Raw genomic sequence first — 21,714 nt, 5'->3', positions numbered from 1 at the left:
CTAAAGCATGATAATGACGACTAATACTCCAATTAACATCCCTAAACTGCGCCACATTTTTGCATATCGATTTTGCTCTTCTTTCGCCATTTCTTCTTCACTTTGAAGCTGACTAATAGCTAGACGTAAATGTTTAATTTGATCCTCCCGATCTGAAATGCCAAGTGTTGAACCCACTTGTAAAATCATTTCTTTCTCTGCATTTTTAAAAGATGTTTTTTTCCAGTAATTTTGAAAATTTTCTTGCCAAGCGATCATCACCGTTGCGCCTATATGATCTGTTAATTGTTTATTAATTTCGTGAAATATAAATCCTATTGGATTTGGAATGACATTTGAAATTTTGACTAGTGCATCTGGCAGTGGAGTATACCCATAATGGATTTCAGTTTCCAAACGTTGAAGTGCATGAATCATCTGACGAATTTGTCTAGGGCGATTTATATATTGATTGGCTTGATAAAAACCAATCATTGTTCCTGAAAAGATAATAAATATTGCGCCAATGAGATTTAACATACTAACCTCTCACATCTTCTATTGTTTTTTGGTTAAGCTGTTTCCCTTGAGAATCTAAAATTGCCTCTACTGTTCCTATCCCATATCTTCTGCTTAACACTATGTATCTTGAAAAGATGCCTTGTGCATAAAGATGCTTCAAAACAGGTCTGTTTTTTATATCTTCCAAGTTTAATGCATGTGATGTTGTAATGACTCGTATACCTGCGTGAACTGCCTCATGAATGGCCTTCACATCTTCCTCTCTACCAATCTCATCAACAATGAGTACGTCTGGTGACATTGATCTAATTAACATCATCATACCTTCTGCTTTTGGACAGCTGTCTAAAACATCCGTTCTAGGACCTACATCAAAATGAGGAACTCCTTTATAACAAGCTGCAATTTCAGATCGTTCATCTACAATTCCTACTTTTAAACCATCCCACGTTACTTGATTATTCCAGCTTCCATAACTGATCATTCTAGATAGATCCCTTAAAAGAGTTGTTTTTCCTAATTGAGGGGCCGATATGATTAATGTATGATGGACAGTTTTCCTTTGGACATCCATAATAAAAGGTAATACTTGCTTGCCTACTCCAATCACTTCTCTAGCAATACGAATATTAAAGCTGCTCACATCACGAATTTGTTTCACAAAACCGTGTTCCAAAATCGTGCGTCCAGATAATCCTATCCGATGACCTCCTTTTACAGTGATGTACCCTCTTTTTAACTCTTCTTCGATTGTATACATAGAATGATTCGTTACGATATTTAAAAGTCTCAAAATATCCTGATGTGTGGGCAAATAAGCCTCCATAGATGAATTCAACATTCGTCCTTGGCTAGAAATAAAACTATACTTACCTGAATATCCTATCTCTAATGGTCTATTCTCTCTAATGCGAATTTCTTCTATATTTTGAATTATTGAGCTTGGTATTCGTTCTATAATATTCCGTATAGTTTCAGGCAGCATATGAATAATGGATTGTAACATGGTTATTTCGCCCTCCAAGTTGTCCATAACTTTACAACATATGTATGCTAGGACACGCTAAATATGACAAGTTATCTTTACTTTTTAACAATACCAATGAAAATACAACTTACCCCAATGAAGATCCAACATAACTTGCTTACAGATAATTTATCAGCAATGCCAAGAAGTCCAATCGAGGTTGTTGTAATCAAAATAATAGGTCCCACCAAAGCAAGACCTGTATTAACCATCAAAGCCTTTTCAACTTGATTTAATCGGAACATAATGAAGGCTGCAAAAATCTCAATACTTCCAGATAATAATCGTAAGACAACCATACTGAATACAAACTTATTCAATGTCCTTGCTTCCCCCAGTCTCTTCTTTTTGTTTTCATGCCTTTTTATAGAAAATATTATAAAAATTCCTATTGCTAGAATGGCTTGTACTATATTTATATGCTTTTATCTAATTTTTAGATCACTAAAGTAACATTTCAAAAAACTGAACATCAAAATGGGCACATCACTATAGATTTTTGCATATATTGCTCACATGTCACATACATTTTTATACGGTGAGGAGAATTGAAATGCGTATCATCACAGATATTGATTGGGTGCAAAAATTAAAAGATCCCATAGGTAAAAGAACATATAAACCTAGAAATACTGGAATCACCATGGTCATTGATAAAGGAATGGGTTTATTAGCTTTTGAGGATTTACTAAATACCACTTCTGAATATATAGATATTATAAAACTTGGGTTCGGAACCTCTCCTTTGTACCCAAAACAAGTTTTAGAAAATAAAATTGGACTAGCAAAAAAACATAATATTACTATCACACCTGGGGGTACATTTTTGGAAGTTGCCATTAGTCAAAACTGTGTTAACTCATATTTTAAAATGATAAAGTCTCTAGGATTTAATGGAATTGAAGTTTCTGATGGAACGATAGAATTAAGTCGACAATTTAGAGATGATTTAATAAAGTTCGGTCTAGAAGAAGGATTAAATGTATTTACGGAATATGGAAAAAAGATAAAAGGAGCGAAAATAAACTTTAATGAACTCATTCACACAGTCCATCAAGATATAGAAAAAGGAGCAAGTTTAGTTACAATAGAGGGGAGAGAATCAGGTGTCGAAGTGGGGATTTTTGATGAGCATGGAGAATGCGATAAGGATGATATTTTTCAAATCATAAACAGTGTCTCTCAACCAGAAAAAATCATGTGGGAAGCTCCTTTAAAATCTCAACAGATCCTTTTCATTAACAACTTAGGACCAAAGGTCAACTTAGGAAATATTTCACCTGGAGAAGTTTTTGCTCTTGAGTCTATCCGTAGAGGTTTACGATCAGATACTTTCCATCTAGCAAATAAATAAAGATCGATCGAACTCTACTTGCAGACCATTTTGGAGGTGAGAAATGATGCAAATTGAGGTTGTTCCAAATGTAAACGAAGCAAGGTCAGATAATTTTATAAATAAAACGGTAATTGTTATTGATGTTCTAAGAGCTACTAGTTCTATTGTTACGGCACTAGAATGCGGAAGTGATGGAATCATTCCTGTAGAAACTGTAAATGAGGCTAAAAACTTTGAGAGTAAAAACGATTTACTTAGTGGTGAGCGGTATTGTAAAAAAATATCTGGATTTGATTTAGGTAATTCTCCCTTAGAGTTTTTAAATCATGAAATACAAGGAAAACGAATTATTATGACCACATCAAACGGTACTCGTGCGATACAAAAATCACATAAAGCAGCTCATGTTATTGCGGGAACGATATTAAATGCATCTAATTGTGCAAGAAAAGCATTTAACTTAAAAAGAGACATCGTCTTGTTATGTGCAGGGACGCAAGATCAATTTTCATTAGAGGATGGATTGTGCGCCGGTATGATGATCCATGAACTCAAACAACTTCAAGAAGAAATTCATCTTAGCGATTTCAGTATGACAATGTATTTAAGCTTTTTGCAATCTAAAAATGAATTACAGCGTACTATTTTACAGTGCAGTAATGGGAAGAAGTTATGTAAGATGGGATTCGAAGAAGATGTCATTTTTTGCACAATGCAAAATGAATATTCAGTTGTTCCCATTTTACGTGACAACATTATGGTTGCCATGTAATTTTGTTCTAAAAGAAACAAGCTGTTCATACACTAATAGTGCTTATGGGAGTACATTCTCCAACCAGGATATAGTGAGTGGTTGAATAGACCACAGCACATTCATGTTAAAATTTCGACACTAAGTAAGTTAAATAACTGGTCAAAGTGAATAGGAGTTTATGTGGCTATGAACGGTGATGTTCTATTAGTGATTCTTATTTTAATCGGACTAATTGGTAGGTCCCATATTATCACGATTGCTGCTTGTTTGTTATTAATTATTAAATTAATTAGTTTAGAAAGATATCTTCCAGCCATAGAACGAAGAGGGTTGGAATTTGGTTTGCTATTCTTAACGATGGCTGTTTTAGTTCCATTTGCAAGCAACAAAATTACATACAAAGACATCATTGCCATCTTTACCTCTTGGCCTGGAATCATAGCTATAATAGGTGGGGCTATCGCAACTCATATGAATGGTAGAGGTTTGGAGCTATTAAAACTAGACCCACAGATGATCATAGGTCTAGTCATAGGGTCCATATTTGGTATTATCTTTTTAAGAGGCATCCCGGTAGGTCCATTAATGGCGGCTGGAATTACCGCTTTATTGATTAAAATGACAAACTATTTATTTGACATCTTCAACTAAATTTTTTAAATGATAGAATGCCAGGGTGCCTAATAGGATTACACTATATAACTTCATTTCACTTTTTGGGGTGTTAAATCTACCTTCGTTCTTTAGGGCCACCTACAAATGCTTGTTGATTTGCATCTAAGCCGTATGCAGTATGAAGAGCCAAGATTACTTCCGTTAACTTATCACGATCAATGACACAAGAGGTTTTAATTTCAGAAGTACTAACTAATTTAATGCTAACTCCTTGTTCAGAAATGACCCTAAACATTTTAGCAGCCACCCCAGGATTACTTACCATCCCAGCTCCAACAATGGATACTTTTACAAGGTCAGTTTCATAGGTTACTTCTCTAAAAGTAACTGTAGATCTTAATTCTTCCATTACTATCATTGCTTTTTCTACGTCTGTATTGGCAATACTGAATGAAAAATCAGCAGCACCATTTCGAACTCCACTCTGTACGATTATATCTACGTCGATACCTGCATCTGCTAATGCGCCAAACACAGTCGCTAATATTCCAGGAATATCTTCAACTTCCAAAACACTGATTCTAGCAACATTCTTGTCATATGCAATACCACGAACGACCATACTTTTTTCCACTGCGTTACCCTCCATCACCAAAGTTCCTTCTCTATGACTAAAACTTGAGCGTACAACTAACGGTACATTATAATTTTTAGCATATTCAACAGCTCTTGGATGTAGAACTGCTGCACCGAGTTGCGCCAATTCTAACATTTCTTCATAAGAAATTTCGTCAAGTTTTTGAGCAACTCTTACAATACGAGGATCAGTAGAATAAACTCCATCTACGTCTGTATAAATCTCACAAAGGTCTGCGTTTATTGCAGCAGCTAATGCGACAGCGGTTGTATCTGAACCACCTCTTCCAAGTGTTGAAATTTCACCATCTTCAGATAAACCTTGAAATCCAGCAACGATAACAATCTTTTCTTCCTCTATCGCTTTAAAAATTCTGTTTGGTTTAATATTCACTATTTTGGCATTTCCATGATTACAATCTGTAGTCATCCCACTTTGCCATCCCGTTAATGAAATTGCTGTATAGCCTAAATGTTGAATGGACATAGACAACAATGACATAGAAACCTGCTCACCTGTAGATAATAACATATCCATTTCCCGAGCAGGTGGATGATCAGTCAATTGTTTGCATAAATCTACTAGTTCATCAGTCGTATCACCCATTGCAGATACAACTACAACACACTGATGACCATCTCGTTTTTTCTCGATAATGCGTTCTGCAACCTTTTTAATACGTTCTGCACTTCCAACAGAACTCCCACCAAACTTCATTACAACTAAAGACAAATCTGGCACTCCTTTCCCATGGTTATCTTAAATAACTTCAAAAGTTATGATTAGGCACGAGAGACGTATTTACCATCTGTTGTATTAATAACTAAAGTATCATCTTCATTAATAAACAGTGGGACCTGCACATTTAATCCTGTTTCGAGCTTTGCGTTTTTTGTAGCTCCTGTTGCTGTATTTCCTTTAATACCTGGTTCAGTTTCAACAACTTTAAGATCTACTGTATTAGGTAAATTAATTCCTAAAATTTCCCCTTGATAACTTACGATTTTAACATTTGCATTTTCCAGAAGAAAATTTAATTCCCACTCTAATTGATCTGCATTCAAAGAAAATTGATCATAAGTTTCTAAATCCATAAATGTATACTCATCGCTACTTGCGTATAAATATTGCATTTCTTTAGTTTCAACATGAGCACGATTCACATTTTCGCCACCACGGAATGTCTTCTCAGTAATGTTTCCGTTACGTAAATTTCTTAGTTTGGAACGAACAAATGCTGCTCCTTTACCTGGTTTGACATGCTGGAATTCTAATACGGAGAAAATATCTCCATCTACTTCAATTGTTAATCCTGTTTTAAAATCATTTACTGATACCATAATCTATTTCCCTCCTGAAAATTACTTTCTTTAATCATTAACCATAGATTCTTATGTTATAGTAATAAATTCTTTAGAAGCATGTGTTAAGTTATGAATACCTGTCTCTGTGATTACAACATCATCTTCAATTCGCACTCCACCAAAATCAGGTAAATAAATTCCTGGCTCAACTGTGAGTACCATATTCGCTTTAATCATATCATTAGCCATAGGACTTAATCTAGGGAATTCATGAACTTCCAATCCTATAGCATGCCCTAAACCATGACCAAAATGATCTGCATACCCATACTTAGCAATAACATCACGAGCAAAAGCATCTCCTTGTTTACCTGTCACACCAGCCTTCAGATTGTTTAATGCGTTCATCTGTGCTTCCAATACAATATTATAAATCTCCTTATGTTTATCTGTAGGTGTTCCTACAAATAACGTTCTTGTAATGTCGGAACAATATCCATTAAATATGGCACCAAAATCTAATTTAACAAATTCATTATTTTGCACAATTCGATCGCTAGCTATCCCATGGGGAAGTGCTGACCTTTCCCCTGAAGCTACAATGATATCAAAAGATGACGAATCGGCCCCTTGTTTTCTCATAAAAATTTCAAGCTCAAGTGCAATTTCTTTCTCAGATAATCCAGGTTTAATAAAGTTAATTATATGAGAGAATGCATGATCTGCAATGTTTGCTGCTTCCTGCATAATTTTTAATTCAGAATCGTCCTTTTCAGCTCTTAATATCTCCACTATGGAGTCAGTAGGAACTAATGTAGTATCCCCAAATGATTGAGATAATTTAGTGTAGAACCCAAAGTTCACATCATTTTGTTCAAATCCTAATTTTTGAATACCAAATTCATTTAATTTTGATTTAATTGTGTTTAATGGAATTGAACGCTCTAACTCTACAAATTGGAAATGTTTTGCTTGTATTGGTGCCTGTGTTTTATATCTAAAGTCCGAAAATAAAATCGCTTGTTTTGCTGTAACTAATACAAAACCAGCGGATCCAGTAAAGCCTGTCATATATCTACGATTATACTCGTTTGTTATCAATATACCATCTAGTTCTAACTCACTTAATTTTTCTCTTAACCTCTGGATTCTTAATTTATCCATCTTTAACTCACCTTTTCTCAATTAATTTATTATGCAAAGCCCTTAAACCTAATTCATAGCTATATGCTCCAAATCCTGAAATTTGACCAATAACTACAGGAGCCGTTACTGACTGATGTCTGAAAGATTCTCTTTGATGTATGTTGGATAAATGCACTTCAACAGTAGGAATATTTACAGCGCTGATTGCATCCCTAATTGCATAGCTATAATGTGTAAAAGCTGCTGGATTAATCAGTATCCCGTTCATGTTACCAAAAGCCTTATGTATTTGATCTATGATTTCACCTTCATGATTAGATTGAAAAAAAGTCAACTCCAAGAGTAAGGTTTCCGCTATAGTATTCAAATTTTCCTCAATATTTGCTAACGATTGTGATCCGTATACACCAGGCTCTCGAATACCAAGCATATTTATATTTGGCCCATTTAATATTAATATTTTTTTCAAACTCACATTCACCTTCTTTACAAATGAATTCGAGTATCTACCTACTGGCATTTTCTATAACAAAAGCTCCTATCGGAGCCTCTTGGAGAGGTAAATAAGCAACATTAGATTCTGTCTGAGTCAAAGACTCAGCCAACTATCCTGATTTTCTTTAAACGAAAAATTTATATATTCTTGAGTCATAAAGAATCTCGGATATTTGACAACACTCAAAGGTTTACCCGCTCATTTTAACATACATTTCTAGGTTATGAGAACTTTTTTTAGAACATTAACCCAAACCTATCCCATTCATTTTCTTTCATTTATGAAATGGTTCTCTCTTCTTTTCATTTGTAAATTCTATTGCAACGGTATATCCAATAAAAATGCCCCACAATAAAAAGAGACAAATCCCTGTTATGATTGAATTCAAGTCCAATTTATTTATCCACTCCATCATTTCTGTTAACGGACCAACCCACAAATATATATTTGCCCACCAAAAAAGCCCATACACTAGGCCTAACCATGCTCCTTTTACTTTACTGAATAAAAGAGTATACAAAAATGAACAGAAAATGGAAAACAAAATAAAAAACAACCACCCTATAAAAAACCCAGGCCATGTATCTATAAATTTATGTTTGAAAAAAGGTTCAGCTAAAAAAGAAGAAGTAATCTTTGTGAAGGAAAAATAATAGAAAACTTGATGTACTGCTCCCCATATCAATCCAGCAAAAAAACCTAAATTTAAAGAAAATAAAAAACGGTTTGTTCGTTTGTTGTTTCTTTTCTCTGAACTCATGCAACAATTCCTTTCATTAATCCGTCTTCTGTACAATTATTCCCATCATTAATTATCATTATTTAGATTTTTAACAGAAGAATGGTAGAAATAAATTTCATAATTCGCTACAATAGGGTTATTACCTATTTATCTATTATAGGGTGTCAAGAAAATCAGCTTTTTTGCTAAGGTTTTTTTGAACAATTTCTTTTATTATTTTTAAAAAGGAAGGGTGACTTATTTGTCACAAGAAAATCGTGGTATATATGGAGGACAGGCGGTCATAGAAGGTGTAATGTTTGCTGGAAAAACCGTAAATGTAACAGCTGTTCGCAGACAAAGTAATAATGAGATTGACTTCTTCTCTGTACCTAAACGGGATAAGAAGTGGGTTCAAGCTTTAAAAAAGATTCCTTTATTACGCGGAATGGTAGGCATCGTAGAAGCAAGTGCTAAAGGAGCCCTTCATCTTAATTTTTCAGCTGAAGTGTTTGCCGAAGAAGAAGGAGAAGATATTGAGAAAGAAAAGAAAAAAGGACTTTCTAACTCTCTAACCATGATTCTTGGTGTTGCTGTCGTTGGTGTATTATCCTTTCTTTTTGGAAAGTTTGTTTTTACATTGCTACCTGTTTTTATTGAGGCTGGTTTATTTGGAAGATTTGCTCCAGATAATGAAGTTTTGCATACTTTCATTGAGGGAATTATTAAAATGATGCTCCTGCTGGGTTATATATATGTTATTTCCTTCACACCAATCATAAAAAGATTATTTCAATATCATGGAGCAGAACATAAGGTGATTAGTGCATATGAAAACAATGAGGAATTAACAGTAAAAAATGTTCAAAAATATAGTACTTTGCACTATCGTTGTGGAAGTAGTTTTATGGTATTTACTGTAATTTTAGGTGTTATCATTTATTCCATATTTGCCTTATTCGTACCTTATGACTCTTATTGGCCATATAATGAACTATGGGGACGTGTCATTCAACGTCTTGTTTTATTACCAGTTGTAATTGGAGTTTCCTATGAAGTTTTACGTTTTACAAATTCATTACGTGAGATTCCTGTATTACGTTACCTAGGTTATCCAGGACTTATGCTGCAAAAATTAACAACAAAGCAACCAACAGATGATCAAGTAGAAGTCTCCATTGCGTCATTTAAACATATGTTAGAAATTGACCAGAAAAACAATAATACTGAAAATAGAATGATTGTGTAATTTGTATAGAAGCGGAGGCGTTTTTATGAATTCACGTCAAAGATTTATATTTTATGTAATTTTGGGTCTCATTGCTATTGGTATTGTAAGTTCAGCATTTACAAACCCTGGGAATTTTATTATTCCCCTTTTAGTTTTTGGACTCGTATTTTACCTATATAAATTCCCTCCAAAAAAATATCGAAATCGAAAATACGAAAATGTAGTTAAACTTCAAAAAAAACAGAAACGAAGAAGAAGAAAACACAAGTTTAAAGTGATTGATGGTAATAAAAACAAAAATGATAAAGAAGACGAAGAAGAAACGTATCCTTATCATTGAGTTTATCCTCAATAAAATGAATAAAAATAGTTCATATAACAAGAAAACACTTAGAATCATTCCTAAGTGTTTTCTTTATTTTTAAAAAACATCCAATGTATCATATCAACTCATCCAATTCATTTATAAAATAACAATTTATCTTCTATCACCTTAGTAATTTTGTATGGACCATAGTCTTTATTTGAAGGGATAACAATTTTTATACCACTATCTGGATAAAATGCTGAATGAAATGACACACCTGGATCATAGCCCATTACATGAAATTTAAAAATCTTATTCTTTCTTTTTCTTATCCATATACCGTATCCGTAAAACTCATCATCTTTTTCACGAATGTGTGGAGTTAACAAAAGTTTTGTACACTTTTCACTCAGCAAATGATAACTAAACAACCCCTCCCATAATTTCATCATATCAGGAGAAGTTATAAATGCACCACCATCAGCACCACCTTTTATAGGAACGGAATAAATATTCGTTCTCCAAGTACCCTCTTGCTCATTCTCTATATAACCAAGTGCTGTATTTTTAGGTAGATGATCTAATGAAAAGTAACCTGAATCATTCATATTACACACCTGAAAAATATGTTTTTCAATGTATTCTGTAAAGCCTATACCCGTATGCTGTTCAATAATTAATCCTAATATTATAAAACCAGCATTATTATAATGAAATCTTTCACCAGGAATAAACATCATTTTTTTATTTTGGAACATAGGAAGAAATCCTTTTAAATCCTTTACTTGATACATCGGTCTATATTTCCATAGATCTTCATAATTGTCCATAACATCCTCATCAAAATAATCAGGGATTCCTGAACTATGAGTTAAAAGGTGGTGAATGCTTATGGACTCATCAAAGTAAGGGAATTTGATATCCAAACAATCTTTTAGTAGCGTATGATAATTCAATATCCCTTTATCAACTAGTTGACTAATAGCTATAGCGGTAAATAATTTACATCCTGATGCTATTCCAAATCGAGTATTTACTGTATTTAAAATTTCTTCAGACCGGTTAGAATAACTATATGCATTTTCAAAGATAACCTCTTTTTCATCTTTAACTAAAATTACTCCAGAAAATTTTATATCCATTACAGATTCTGATACAAATGAATTCAAGTCTATATTATTTATTGTCATAATTACTCTACCCTTCTGTTGTGTTTGTAAATTGAATATCTCTTCTATCATCACTCGCAAAGAATATTAACATGTTTACAGTATCAACACTAAATCATACATTTTTTTATATCAATAGGAAAAAATAAATAATAAACAAACTCACCATAAATCTTAACAATTGTCTTTAATCATTACAAAACATAAGAAAGGAAATATGTTGAGGCTGAGGCTATAGGATCACATCTTCACAAATAAAAAAAAGACCTTTTTAAAGTCCTATCACATTATCATTTTTAAATTGTTGAAATCTCAAATATCACATCATTATAGGTTATAGATACTCAAAATATTGTTCATAGTGTTTAAGATATTCTGAATATGACCATCTGTCTAAGTATCTCTCAGCTGCTTGATAACCAGAATCAAACAAGCGATTACACGCTTCTTGTGATATTTTAAAATCAGTTGTTCTTACACCTAATGTAGGTATTTTAATGGTATTAAATCGTTTATGATCTTCTATAAATTTTTCGTCATGAGCATCCATCATAGTTGAAAATAAGGCTTGAAACATACTGATTGGGCCTACTATTTTTCTAGGGACATTACTGTGCTTTCCTACCAACCTAAATCCTAAAGTTGGAATTTTAATTTGAATCCCCCTTTCTCTAGCTTCTTTATCAAATAACCACAATGGATAATTACTTAATATTCCACCATCTACAATATAAAATGTTTGCTTTTCACGAAGTTTTTTTAATTTAATTGGATCAAAATAAAAAGGAATCGCAGTACTCATCCTAATGGCTTTTGAAATACTTAAACGACTCGGATCTAAACCATACTGTTTAATATCATCTGGTAACACTAATATCCTTCCTCTTGTAATATCAGAAGCAATGATACGCAGCTGATTTGGTTTTAGATCTCCAAATGTTCGAACTCCTTTTAATTTTAATTTCTGATCAATCCATTCCTCTAGCTGATCTCCAGAATATAGTCCTTTTTTTAAAAATACACGAACTGCAGGGCCAATATATAAAATGTGGTGCACCCAAGTTTTTTTCACAACAGAGGCAAAAGGAGTAGACATCACTAACTCCTTTAATTCTTCAGATGTGTAACCTGCTGCTATTAATGATGCCACAATGGCTCCTGATGAAGTTCCTGCAACTTGATTAAAAGTTATATTATGATCTTCAACTGATTTCACGGCTCCGGCTAAACCGATGGCTTTCACACCACCACCCTCAAAAACTGCATTCACCTTCATTCAGACAACTCCTTAAGCAAAGGAATATTCATATCTATGTTGTATGCGATGAAGGGTTTGTTAAGAACGTGATCTTTAAAATCAACACTCTAACCTGTTGTAGATATTTGATGTTATAAATCTTAATTGAACACATTCTTTCTACTACGCCTATTTTTCTTCTAATAGGTACTAGTCTAGTACAACCACTATAAAAAAAACATATGATATATCACAGTTTATAATAGAAAGAAGGTGATTTAATGACTAGTTCATATGCAGGAATAGCGATTACATTATTACTATTATTATTTGGTATTCCCTTTGTATTCATAACTGCATTCTTTTTGATAACATTCGATTTTTTTATGTCTGAGGTTATATTTATCATCTTATTCGCCTTCATATTCATAAGCGTTTTTTTAGTACTTTTCCTACTTGTAATTTCAAAGCTAGTAAACACATATGAATATTCATCTCATCACAATTCTTCCTGTTGCTGTAAAGATAAAAAACAGAACAGATGTGTAAAAAAACAGAAAAAACTCTCTCCTATTAGAACCTATTATTATTTTCAATAATGGATATAGCGAAAAGGCAATGTACTAAAAAAGCTAACTCATTCCACTTTGATTATAAGTGTTGAGGTAGCTTTTCATATTTAATCTTCTTCGGTATTCAGTTCTTCACGTATTTTATTTAATTTTTCAACTTGTTGAGGGTTACGATCAAAATATTCTAGAAGTGCTTCAATACATGTAATTGAATCCCAACTTAAATGATGCTCGATTCCTTCAACATCATCATATATATTTTCTTCTTGAACTCCAATCGTGCTTAAAAATTTTTCAAGTAAATGATGGCGAGCTACCAATCGCTTTCCAATTTTTTTGCCTTTGGAGGTCAAAATTAATCCTCTATATTTCTCATATATAAGATATTGATCTTTATCTAATTTCTGTATCATTTTTGTAACTGATGATGGATGAACCTCTAGCCCCTCTGCAATATCTGATACTCTTGCATAACCCTTTTCATCTATTAATATGTAAATTCGTTCGAGATAATCCTCCATACTGGGTGTGGCCAAACTGATTCCCCCTCACTTGTTTCCTCTTTAAGTATCATACACGCTTTGTCACCTACAAGCAAGTTAGTTCACCTCTATTTAGTCTACTTGGATTGGTTCATGAACAAAAATTGAGTGTTTTTAATAAGGTTCCTTAATGCAGTGCAGTTCACTACTGGGTATTTAGTTAAAATTGTAACCAGCTTGGGGTAATACTATTTAACCAAATCGTAATTTTAGTCATTTGCCCCGTAAAAAGTAAAATACCTATGACAATCATCATAGCTCCACCAATTTTCATGATCGTATTTGAATGTTTTAAAATCCACTTTGTAGAACCTATAAAAAATGCCATAATGAAAAAAGGGATCGCAAATCCTAGTGTGTATGCGGTAATCAATTCAAACCATATTCCAGGTTCAGTAGCAGCTAAGGCAACAATAGCACCTAAGATGGGACCTACACATGGTGACCAGCCCGCAGCAAAACCAATCCCAATCAGAAAAGTACCTAAGTAACCCGCTGGCTTAGTTGCCCACTTAAACTTAACTTCTTTCATTAATAGCTGAGGTTTAAAAACCCCAAGCAAAAATAATCCCATAACTATAATCAGTAAACCAGCAATCTGACTAATAAGTTCATCATACCCACTAAAAACTTCGGCAAGTATACCTGCTGATAATCCCAACGTATAATAAACAACAGAAAAACCTAAAATAAAAAATAAAGTATGAGTCATTGTTTTCATTCTAATTTCTTTATTTTGTTTTGTTTTTAAATTACTTACAGATATACCAGTAATATAAGAAATATACGATGGGTATAAAGGAAGACAGCATGGGGATATAAAGGAGGCTAATCCTGCCCAAAAAGCTACCCAAATGTTAAGCTCCATATCGATCTCCTTCAAATAAATGTATTGAATCTACTTTTATTGTAGAGCTTTCTCCAAGCTTGTCAAATTCCTTTTCATAATTGTAAAATAATCGTCACCATTTTTCTCTTGCTCTTCAGTTAATCCTTCTAATGGATTAAGAACAAGTGTTTCAACGTTTAAATCCTTAGACAAAGTCTCAGCAATCTTTGGAGACACTAATTCTTCAAATAAAATATATTGAATATTATTTTCCTCAACAAAAACAGAGATGTTTTTATAATCTTGAATTGTTGGTTCAGCTTCTGGTGTAATTCCCATAATGGATTTTTGTGTAAGGTTATATTCATTTGCTAAATATCCAAATGCTTGATGTGAAACAACAAATTCATTCCTAGGTGCATTTTCCAAAACCTCTTTGTACTCTAAATGAAGTTCATCCAATTGATTAGAAAGCTCTATAAAACGTTCCTCATATTCATCTTTATGCGCTGGATCTACTTTTATTAAACCTTGTTTAATATTTTCTGCCAGTACTTTTGCTTGAACTGGACTTAACCAAATATGTGGATCATAGGCACCATGATCATGTTCATCTTCATGACCTTCTTCTTCATGACCTTCTTCTTCATGACCTTCTTCTTCATGGCCTTCTTCATGGCTTTCTTCTTCATGGCCTTCTTCTTCATGACTTTCCTCTTCTATAGTTGCATCAAGAATTTGTGCCCCTAAACTCGCTTCAACCCACTCAATGCTTACATCAGCTTCTAAGCTCGAAAAAAAGCTTTCAATCCAACTCTCAAAACCAAGACCATTATAAATAAATAGATCCGCTTCAGTGATCTGTATCATATCCCTTGTTTTTGGTGTCCAATCATGCGGTTCAACACCAGTTGGGACTATATTTTGAACTTCTACATATTCTCCACCTATTTTTTTTGCAAAATCATATAGTGGGTAAAAAGTAGTCACAATGTTAATTTTATTAGATTCTGAAGTATTATCTAAATCAGTTTCAGAAGTATTGGATGTGCAGCCAATTAATAAAATAGACAGAATAATTAAAATAGTAAATAATAAATTGAATTTCTTAAACAAAAAAATCCCTCCCATAAACTAAATTGTTAATCGTAATAATTACTATTTACTTTCTGAATTATACATGGTGGGCTTTTTATATGTCAATGTTTTTATTTAAGCTTTTATTCTTAATTTGTACAAATGGGTGCTTAAAAATCCAATGCCTGAAATGAAACCTAAAAGAGAGGCTACATAATAAAGAATTTCTCCACCATACTGATTATAGATCCATCCTCCAACCATACCACTGCTCATTCCTGCAATTCCTGCCCAAATCACAGTAAATACGGCTAAACCAGTTGAACGATATTCCTCTGGTATTAATCCCGTTAAATAACGCAAAGCAGTAATTAAAAATATACCAAAAGAAATACTATGGAGAGCTTGAACAGCAATAATCAAATAAGGGTTGTCTAAGGAAGCAGTTAGGATATATCTTAACGCATAAGAAAATCCTGCTATCGCAAGCAATGGCAACTCTTTAAATCGATGCCCATATTTGCTTAAAAATAAAAATACAGGAATTTCACTTAAAGCTGCAACTGTAGGTGACCAGCCGATCCACTTTTCGTCTGTACCCAGCTCTATTAAGTAAAGAGATATAAAATGATCATTTGTGCGATGTGATAAAGAAATTATAAAAACTAATAATAAGAACCATAGTAAGTCTTTGGATTGAAGCATATTAAAAATTCCTGAAAATCTCATCTTTTTAACAGAACCTTTACGATCCTTTAATCCAAAGGAAAGAACAAAAGCAACTATTGTTGTCATGATTAATAAAAATATCGTTTTATCCATTCCAGTTCTAGACAATATCCATCCCATGACCAGTGCTGAAAAAGAAAAACCTAAAGAACCCCATACTCTAATTCCTGCGTAACTGAATTTAGTTTTTTGTATGGTGATGAGTATAAGGCTGTCCGTTAAAGCGATAACTGGATTTTGAAAGAAAAAGAAAAATAAAATGACAATGACAGTAATCGTGAATTGATCAACCTGCCATAACCAAAATAACATCACCATTTGTCCAAACAAAAGAATAGTCAGTACTTTCTTAACAGTTTGGAATGAATCACTAATGACTCCCCATAAAATATTGGACACGATTCCTGCCATTGGACCAATACCCAGTAGTGTTCCAATTTGAATTTTAGAATATCCCACTTCTTCAAAATATAAAGGAAGGAAAGGAACAATAATTCCCATTCCCATATAAAATAAAAAAGTAAATGATTTTAATTTATTTATATCTTTAGTAGTATTCATAATCACCCTTCTCAACCTATATTTTATGAAATTCATATCATTATAACACGAATGAAATTGGATTTTAGTGTTTATTTCTTTGACTTTTTAGCATATTTTATACAAAACACCCAAGCCATTAAAATAGCTTGGGTGCATACATAGATTTTAGTATCATAGTGATATTAAAATCAACCCTTAGTGTAAAAATAAAAACATTGTTTTTATTTTTATGAAATTTTACTTAACTAATGCTCCATTTGGCATACCTTCAGCTATTGTAGCTAATGTTAATTGATCATCTTCTGAAGCAGCTAATATCATTCCTTGTGAAAGTTCCCCTCTAAGTTTAACTGGTTTTAAATTAGTTACACAGATCACTTTTTTCCCTACTAGTTCATCACATGTGTAATGTTTTGCTATTCCAGAAACAACCTGACGCTGTTCATAACCTAAATCTAATTGAAGTTTTAACAATTTATCTGCCTTTTTAACAGGTTCACAAGCAAGTACTTGCGCCACTCTAAGTTCAACCTTTGCAAAGTCATCTATAGAAATTTCTTTTGCTTCTCCACTTTTTTCTTTCTTTTCTTCTTTTTTATTTTCTTTCACTGGCTGAGTAGGTTTAGTTCCACCGCTCATTGAACTTGCGATGTATTCTACTTCCTTTTCAACTTCTAGTCTTGGAAAGATAGGATGATTTTTTTGAACAATAGTTCCCGGTGGTATTTGACCAAATGTATAAATACTATCCCATCTTGTTAATTCTTTGCTTTGAATTCCTAACTGGTTTAAAATTAATTTTGGAGATTGTGTCATAAATGGTTGAAGTAAGATAGCAACAATTCTTAATGATTCTGTTAAATGTACCATCACAGAAGCAAGTTCTTCTCTTTTCTCCTCATTCTTGGCAATCAACCAAGGCTGAGTTAAATCAATATATTTATTTGTGAAACTGATCATCTTCCAAATCGCCGCTAAAGCAACTGAAAATTCCATCTTCTCCATGGCTTGCTCAACTTCTTCAACAGATTCTTTCACAATGTTTTCCAACTGCTCATCAAAATCAGTAACATAACCTTTATAGGTTGGGATTACTCCTACAAAATACTTATCTATCATAACAATGGTACGATTTAATAAATTACCCAAATCATTTGCCAAATCAAAATTAATTCGATCTACAAAATTCTCAGGTGTAAAAGTTCCATCTGATCCAAATGGCACCTCTCTCAATAAATAATAACGTAACGCATCTAAACCATAACGATCAATCAATGTTACTGGATCTACTACATTACCTTTAGATTTTGACATTTTTCCATCTTTCATCAATAACCAACCGTGTGCAAATACCTTTTTCGGTAAAGGTAAATCCAAAGCCATCAACATAATCGGCCAATAGATGGTGTGGAAACGCACAATCTCTTTACCTACTAAATGCACATCTGCTGGCCAAAACTTCTCATACTTTTCTGGATTTTCAGAACCATAACCTAACGCTGTGATATAATTGCTAAGAGCGTCAATCCAAACATAAACAACATGTTTTGGATTATTAGGTACTTTGATCCCCCAGTCAAAGGTCGTACGCGAAACAGCTAAGTCCTCAAGTCCAGGTTTAATAAAATTGTTGATCATTTCGTTTTTCCTTGATTCAGGTTGTATAAATTCTGGATTATCCTCATAAAATTTCAACAGTTGATCCGCATACTTACTCATTCTGAAAAAGTAGCTTTCTTCCTTTATTTTCTCTACTTCTCTACCGCAGTCTGGACATTTTCCATCCACTAATTGACGTTCAAGGAAGAAAGATTCACAAGGTGTACAATACCAACCTTCATATTGATCTAAATAAATATCATCTTGTTCCACAAACTTAGCAAATATTTTCTGGACTATTGTTTTATGACGCTCTTCGGTTGTACGAATAAAATCGTCATTGGAAATATCTAGTTTTTTCCAAAGTTCTCTAATTCCTGATACGATTTCATCTGTAAATTGAATCGGTGTAACCCCTTTTTCCTTCGCTTTTTTTTCTATTTTTTGACCGTGTTCATCCGTACCCGTTAAATACATAACATCATATCCACGCAAGCGTTTATAACGAGCCATTGCATCTCCAGCAACTGTCGTATATGCATGCCCTATATGTAACTTATCACTTGGATAATAGATCGGTGTTGTGATGTAGAAACTCTTTTTTTGTTCACTCATTTTGATTTCCTCCTCAAATATTAAAAATGAATCGATTTAATTTTATTGTTTAGATTAATGTGCCTCCTGTAATACTAATTAAAGATAAATTTAATTACAACAAAAAAACCCTAATCCTTTTGGGACGAGAGCTCTCTCACGTGTTACCACCCAACTTCCCCTCTACTTTTGCAAGCAAAAGGCTCAGTAAGTCAATGACTACCTTTTAACGTAGGAATCCGTTATCGCCTCATCGTTTCATAAATAAAACCACTCAACGACAAATCCTCCAGGACCATTTTCCAACATTGCATCAATACCGGTTTTCAGCATCTCCGGCTCTCTGTAATTGTGCATAAGCTGTACTTATCCATTCATAGGAAATGATTTTAATTTATTAAAATATACATAATGATTCGTATAAATGTCAAGTCCGTTATTTTTCAGGTACATGATCAACACCACCAGGATGAAAGGGATGGCATTTACTAATTCTCTTTACACTTAGTCCTGTTCCCTTTACTACTCCATGTTTTTCAACAGCTTCTAATGCATATTGTGAGCATGAAGGATAAAATCGACACGTCGGAGGTTTTATTGGTGAAATAAATTTCCTATAAAAATGAATAGGTGCCGTCCAGAGCTTTTTCAACATCATCATACCTCCTTTTGGCAATCTTTACAAAATCCATACAATTCAAACTTATGATTGACAATTTGAAACTGATCAGGCAACTCCGGTACATATTGTACTGGACAATAGTGTATAGAATAAGTTTTCTCACACTCAAGACATATTAAATGATGATGGTGAGATTCATCTTCACAACGTATTTTAAATTTAATCCCATCTTCAAATACAAACTGTTCAATCACACCAACTTCTTTCATGAGTCGTAAATTACGATAAACAGTATCAAAACTTAACCCTGAATATTGATTAGACATATATTTATAAACACCTTGTGCTGTTAAATAACTTCCATTTTCAACAAAAAGTTCAATTAATGATTTACGTTGTTCTGTAATTCTAAAACCTTGTTCTGACAACATTTTTAATACTTGATCTATAGTTAACATCATGATCCTCCATAGTATCTCTATAAGCATCTATAAGAACATCATACAGAAATAAAAGCTTGGATTCAATGTTGATCTAGTGACAAACGTCCATTTTTTTAAATTAGGGTATTCGTCTATACAGGTCAAGCGATTTATTCATATTGTATATTATCCTTTAAAGAAGGAGGTGTGGCAAATGAGCGCATATGGGTGTGGTGGTTATGGATACGGAAGCGGTTTAGCAAGAACCGCAGTTATAGTATTAGTTCTATTTATTCTATTAGTTATTATTTTAGCAGCTGGTATCTATGTCTAATCAAATAATTCAGATAAACGGATAGTTAATTTACAGTAAGGTAAATTTTCTAGAAGATTACCAGACTCATCTAAGTAATACTTTTTAAAATATCTCCTAATTTTATGAACTTGATTTAACTTTGTTTAAAAGGAGGTGACATAAATGAGCGCATGCGGTGGTGGATACGGAATAGCCAGATCTGCTGGTATAGTATTAGTTTTATTCATTCTTTTAGTTATTATTTTAGCAGCTGCTTTCGCAGTATAATGAAATCTAATTATTAAATAGTACTTTAGTGGGAAAATTTCTTCTCCACTAAAGTACTAGAAATCGCTCTTCATTACGTCATATATGACAAGCACACATTTAAAGAAATTACATTATTTAGTGATGATATTCATTAGGTATATATGAATGTTTCATTATAACCCTTTTATCTACTTCTCTTCATTTATACAAACTCATAATTCATTTATATTTTTTTATACGCTATGTCTAGTCTAGTATCACACTACTAGGAGGGGCTATTTTTCGAGAAGTTTTTTATTTAATTGTTAACCCTTCACAAGCACTTAAAGTCGGGATAAATGTCTATTTTTTTACAATAGGGATAGATAACTATGCCAAAGTTCATTAATTTTGAATACATTATATTATCCCAATAAAAAAGGAGGGAAAAGATATGAGCGCTTATGGTGGTAGAAAAGGTTATGGTGTTGCATCTGGTGCTGCAATAGTATTAGTTCTTTTTATCCTATTAGTTATTATTTTACTAGCTGCGGTATACGTTTAAATAAAATAAAAGCTCCTAACGGAGCCTTTTCAAGAAGAGTTAGAACAATTTCATTTGTCCCGTATTATGCGGGACTTCATTTTTTAATCTTTTTAGATAAACTGAGCATACATTTGTTTTTAATCGTATTTAAATGTGGAAATCATACCACTTATTTTCAGAAGCATCTTTCTTTTTTTGGAAAACCATTTTTAATAATCCATCTTTATATTTTATGGATACAGGCCTTCTTTTAACAGCAGAAGGTAGTGGAATATATCTTGTGAAATCTTCATTTCTTCTCTCACTATAAAATTGTCCATAATTGCTTACTTTAACTTGCTGATTTAAAAAACCTTTCAAATACATATTTTTTCCTGTAGATCGAACTGAAAAATCAATTTTCTTTTGTTTTTGAATACCCGGCATTTCTAAAATGATGATCACTTTATTTCCTTTATCAAACACTTCTGTTTTAGGTCCATCTAAAAATAATTGATTAATTTTCCCAACCATGTCTTCACTTACTTTTAATGCCTTATGAAAAGATTGTTGTAGATGATCAAGATTTTTCATATTATCACGCGAAAACCAGGACATGTTACACCCTCCTTTC

General features: G+C 33.0%; 26 protein-coding genes and 1 other annotated feature. Of the genes, 8 read left to right on the top strand and 18 right to left on the bottom strand.

Going from position 1 to position 21,714, the window contains the following annotated elements:
* From spoIIIAB to ERL59_RS01070, 3 genes are all read right to left on the bottom strand, one after another.
* Window positions 1-519 carry a stage III sporulation protein SpoIIIAB gene (gene spoIIIAB / locus ERL59_RS01080; RefSeq protein WP_160643631.1) on the bottom strand — a complete coding sequence of 173 codons (519 nt, stop codon included), beginning with the start codon at window positions 517-519 and terminating at the stop codon, window positions 1-3.
* A 1-nt stretch (window position 520) separates the two neighbouring features.
* Window positions 521-1,507: a stage III sporulation protein AA gene (spoIIIAA, locus tag ERL59_RS01075; RefSeq protein WP_160643629.1), complete on the bottom strand. Its 987-nt coding sequence runs from the start codon at window positions 1,505-1,507 to the stop codon at window positions 521-523.
* 77 nt (window positions 1,508-1,584) lie between these two features.
* On the bottom strand, window positions 1,585-1,848 hold the full coding sequence (locus ERL59_RS01070; RefSeq protein WP_407925664.1) for a YqhV family protein: 264 nt from the start codon (window positions 1,846-1,848) through the stop codon (window positions 1,585-1,587).
* A 233-nt stretch (window positions 1,849-2,081) separates the two neighbouring features.
* Here ERL59_RS01070 and comA point away from each other — a divergent pair, with 233 nt between their 5' ends.
* From comA to ERL59_RS01055, 3 genes are all read left to right on the top strand, one after another.
* Window positions 2,082-2,882, top strand: a complete 801-nt coding sequence (comA, locus tag ERL59_RS01065) for a phosphosulfolactate synthase (RefSeq protein WP_160643627.1) — start codon at window positions 2,082-2,084, stop codon at window positions 2,880-2,882.
* A gap of 43 nt (window positions 2,883-2,925) precedes the next feature.
* Window positions 2,926-3,636: a 2-phosphosulfolactate phosphatase gene (gene comB, locus ERL59_RS01060; RefSeq protein ID WP_235929754.1), complete on the top strand. Its 711-nt coding sequence runs from the start codon at window positions 2,926-2,928 to the stop codon at window positions 3,634-3,636.
* A 168-nt stretch (window positions 3,637-3,804) separates the two neighbouring features.
* Complete coding sequence (locus ERL59_RS01055; RefSeq protein WP_160643625.1) at window positions 3,805-4,269, top strand: DUF441 domain-containing protein; 465 nt, start codon at window positions 3,805-3,807, stop codon at window positions 4,267-4,269.
* Window positions 4,270-4,348: 79 nt separating this feature from the next.
* Here ERL59_RS01055 and ERL59_RS01050 read toward each other — a convergent pair whose 3' ends face one another.
* The 5 genes from ERL59_RS01050 to ERL59_RS01030 all read right to left on the bottom strand — a co-directional run bounded on the left by ERL59_RS01050 (window position 4,349) and on the right by ERL59_RS01030 (window position 8,576).
* The gene (locus ERL59_RS01050) at window positions 4,349-5,602 is read right to left on the bottom strand and encodes an aspartate kinase (RefSeq protein ID WP_160643623.1); all 1,254 of its coding nucleotides are present in this window, start codon (window positions 5,600-5,602) and stop codon (window positions 4,349-4,351) included.
* Window positions 5,603-5,652: 50 nt separating this feature from the next.
* Window positions 5,653-6,210: an elongation factor P gene (efp, locus tag ERL59_RS01045; protein WP_160643621.1), complete on the bottom strand. Its 558-nt coding sequence runs from the start codon at window positions 6,208-6,210 to the stop codon at window positions 5,653-5,655.
* A 51-nt stretch (window positions 6,211-6,261) separates the two neighbouring features.
* Window positions 6,262-7,338, bottom strand: coding sequence for a M24 family metallopeptidase (locus ERL59_RS01040; RefSeq protein WP_160643619.1), 1,077 nt, complete (start codon window positions 7,336-7,338; stop codon window positions 6,262-6,264).
* Between the two features lie 7 nt (window positions 7,339-7,345).
* Window positions 7,346-7,789, bottom strand: coding sequence for a type II 3-dehydroquinate dehydratase (gene aroQ / locus ERL59_RS01035; protein ID WP_160643617.1), 444 nt, complete (start codon window positions 7,787-7,789; stop codon window positions 7,346-7,348).
* A gap of 301 nt (window positions 7,790-8,090) precedes the next feature.
* Complete coding sequence (locus tag ERL59_RS01030) at window positions 8,091-8,576, bottom strand: YqhR family membrane protein (protein WP_160643615.1); 486 nt, start codon at window positions 8,574-8,576, stop codon at window positions 8,091-8,093.
* Between the two features lie 223 nt (window positions 8,577-8,799).
* Here ERL59_RS01030 and ERL59_RS01025 point away from each other — a divergent pair, with 223 nt between their 5' ends.
* Both ERL59_RS01025 and ERL59_RS01020 read left to right on the top strand, forming a co-directional pair.
* Entirely contained in the window at window positions 8,800-9,786 is a 987-nt protein-coding gene (locus ERL59_RS01025; RefSeq protein WP_160643613.1) for a DUF1385 domain-containing protein, read from the top strand.
* Window positions 9,787-9,811: 25 nt separating this feature from the next.
* The gene (locus tag ERL59_RS01020) at window positions 9,812-10,108 is read left to right on the top strand and encodes a TMEM8 family protein (RefSeq protein ID WP_160643611.1); all 297 of its coding nucleotides are present in this window, start codon (window positions 9,812-9,814) and stop codon (window positions 10,106-10,108) included.
* Between the two features lie 119 nt (window positions 10,109-10,227).
* Here the strand turns inward: ERL59_RS01020 and ERL59_RS01015 are convergent, their stop codons facing one another.
* The 9 genes from ERL59_RS01015 to ERL59_RS00975 all read right to left on the bottom strand — a co-directional run bounded on the left by ERL59_RS01015 (window position 10,228) and on the right by ERL59_RS00975 (window position 20,046).
* Window positions 10,228-11,265 carry a serine hydrolase domain-containing protein gene (locus ERL59_RS01015; RefSeq protein WP_160643609.1) on the bottom strand — a complete coding sequence of 346 codons (1,038 nt, stop codon included), beginning with the start codon at window positions 11,263-11,265 and terminating at the stop codon, window positions 10,228-10,230.
* A 313-nt stretch (window positions 11,266-11,578) separates the two neighbouring features.
* On the bottom strand, window positions 11,579-12,520 hold the full coding sequence (locus ERL59_RS01010) for a patatin-like phospholipase family protein (protein ID WP_160643607.1): 942 nt from the start codon (window positions 12,518-12,520) through the stop codon (window positions 11,579-11,581).
* Between the two features lie 640 nt (window positions 12,521-13,160).
* Window positions 13,161-13,589 (bottom strand): transcriptional regulator MntR, encoded by a 429-nt coding sequence (gene mntR, locus ERL59_RS01005; protein WP_160643605.1) that lies wholly within the window; start codon window positions 13,587-13,589, stop codon window positions 13,161-13,163.
* Between the two features lie 166 nt (window positions 13,590-13,755).
* Window positions 13,756-14,463 (bottom strand): cytochrome c biogenesis CcdA family protein, encoded by a 708-nt coding sequence (locus ERL59_RS01000; RefSeq protein ID WP_160643603.1) that lies wholly within the window; start codon window positions 14,461-14,463, stop codon window positions 13,756-13,758.
* Window positions 14,464-14,499: 36 nt separating this feature from the next.
* Window positions 14,500-15,540 (bottom strand): metal ABC transporter solute-binding protein, Zn/Mn family, encoded by a 1,041-nt coding sequence (locus ERL59_RS00995; RefSeq protein ID WP_235929753.1) that lies wholly within the window; start codon window positions 15,538-15,540, stop codon window positions 14,500-14,502.
* Window positions 15,541-15,636: 96 nt separating this feature from the next.
* Window positions 15,637-16,791 (bottom strand): MFS transporter, encoded by a 1,155-nt coding sequence (locus tag ERL59_RS00990; protein ID WP_160643599.1) that lies wholly within the window; start codon window positions 16,789-16,791, stop codon window positions 15,637-15,639.
* A gap of 219 nt (window positions 16,792-17,010) precedes the next feature.
* The gene (metG, locus tag ERL59_RS00985) at window positions 17,011-18,987 is read right to left on the bottom strand and encodes a methionine--tRNA ligase (protein ID WP_160643597.1); all 1,977 of its coding nucleotides are present in this window, start codon (window positions 18,985-18,987) and stop codon (window positions 17,011-17,013) included.
* Window positions 18,988-19,104: 117 nt separating this feature from the next.
* Window positions 19,105-19,353 (bottom strand) — a binding site (T-box leader).
* 49 nt (window positions 19,354-19,402) lie between these two features.
* The gene (gene yidD / locus ERL59_RS00980) at window positions 19,403-19,621 is read right to left on the bottom strand and encodes a membrane protein insertion efficiency factor YidD (protein ID WP_407925663.1); all 219 of its coding nucleotides are present in this window, start codon (window positions 19,619-19,621) and stop codon (window positions 19,403-19,405) included.
* A 2-nt stretch (window positions 19,622-19,623) separates the two neighbouring features.
* A complete protein-coding gene (locus tag ERL59_RS00975; protein ID WP_160643593.1) occupies window positions 19,624-20,046 on the bottom strand; it encodes a Fur family transcriptional regulator in 423 nt (140 codons plus the stop codon).
* Window positions 20,047-20,224: 178 nt separating this feature from the next.
* Here ERL59_RS00975 and ERL59_RS00970 point away from each other — a divergent pair, with 178 nt between their 5' ends.
* The 3 genes from ERL59_RS00970 (at window position 20,225) to ERL59_RS00965 (ending at window position 21,119) form a co-directional block, all read left to right on the top strand.
* Window positions 20,225-20,344, top strand: coding sequence for a sporulation protein YjcZ (locus tag ERL59_RS00970; protein WP_160643591.1), 120 nt, complete (start codon window positions 20,225-20,227; stop codon window positions 20,342-20,344).
* A 144-nt stretch (window positions 20,345-20,488) separates the two neighbouring features.
* Window positions 20,489-20,593, top strand: coding sequence for a YjcZ family sporulation protein (locus ERL59_RS20915; protein WP_210767452.1), 105 nt, complete (start codon window positions 20,489-20,491; stop codon window positions 20,591-20,593).
* Between the two features lie 415 nt (window positions 20,594-21,008).
* A complete protein-coding gene (locus tag ERL59_RS00965; RefSeq protein WP_160643589.1) occupies window positions 21,009-21,119 on the top strand; it encodes a sporulation protein YjcZ in 111 nt (36 codons plus the stop codon).
* Between the two features lie 129 nt (window positions 21,120-21,248).
* On the opposite strand, the gene ERL59_RS00960 is transcribed toward ERL59_RS00965, so the two are convergent.
* Window positions 21,249-21,698 (bottom strand): Hsp20/alpha crystallin family protein, encoded by a 450-nt coding sequence (locus ERL59_RS00960; protein ID WP_160643587.1) that lies wholly within the window; start codon window positions 21,696-21,698, stop codon window positions 21,249-21,251.
* Window positions 21,699-21,714: the final 16 nt, after the last annotated feature.

This window comes from Chengkuizengella marina, assembly GCF_009910845.1.
GTDB classification, from domain to species: Bacteria; Bacillota; Bacilli; order Paenibacillales; family KCTC-33759; genus Chengkuizengella; species Chengkuizengella marina.
This window is presented reverse-complemented; position numbering and strand designations above follow the sequence as displayed.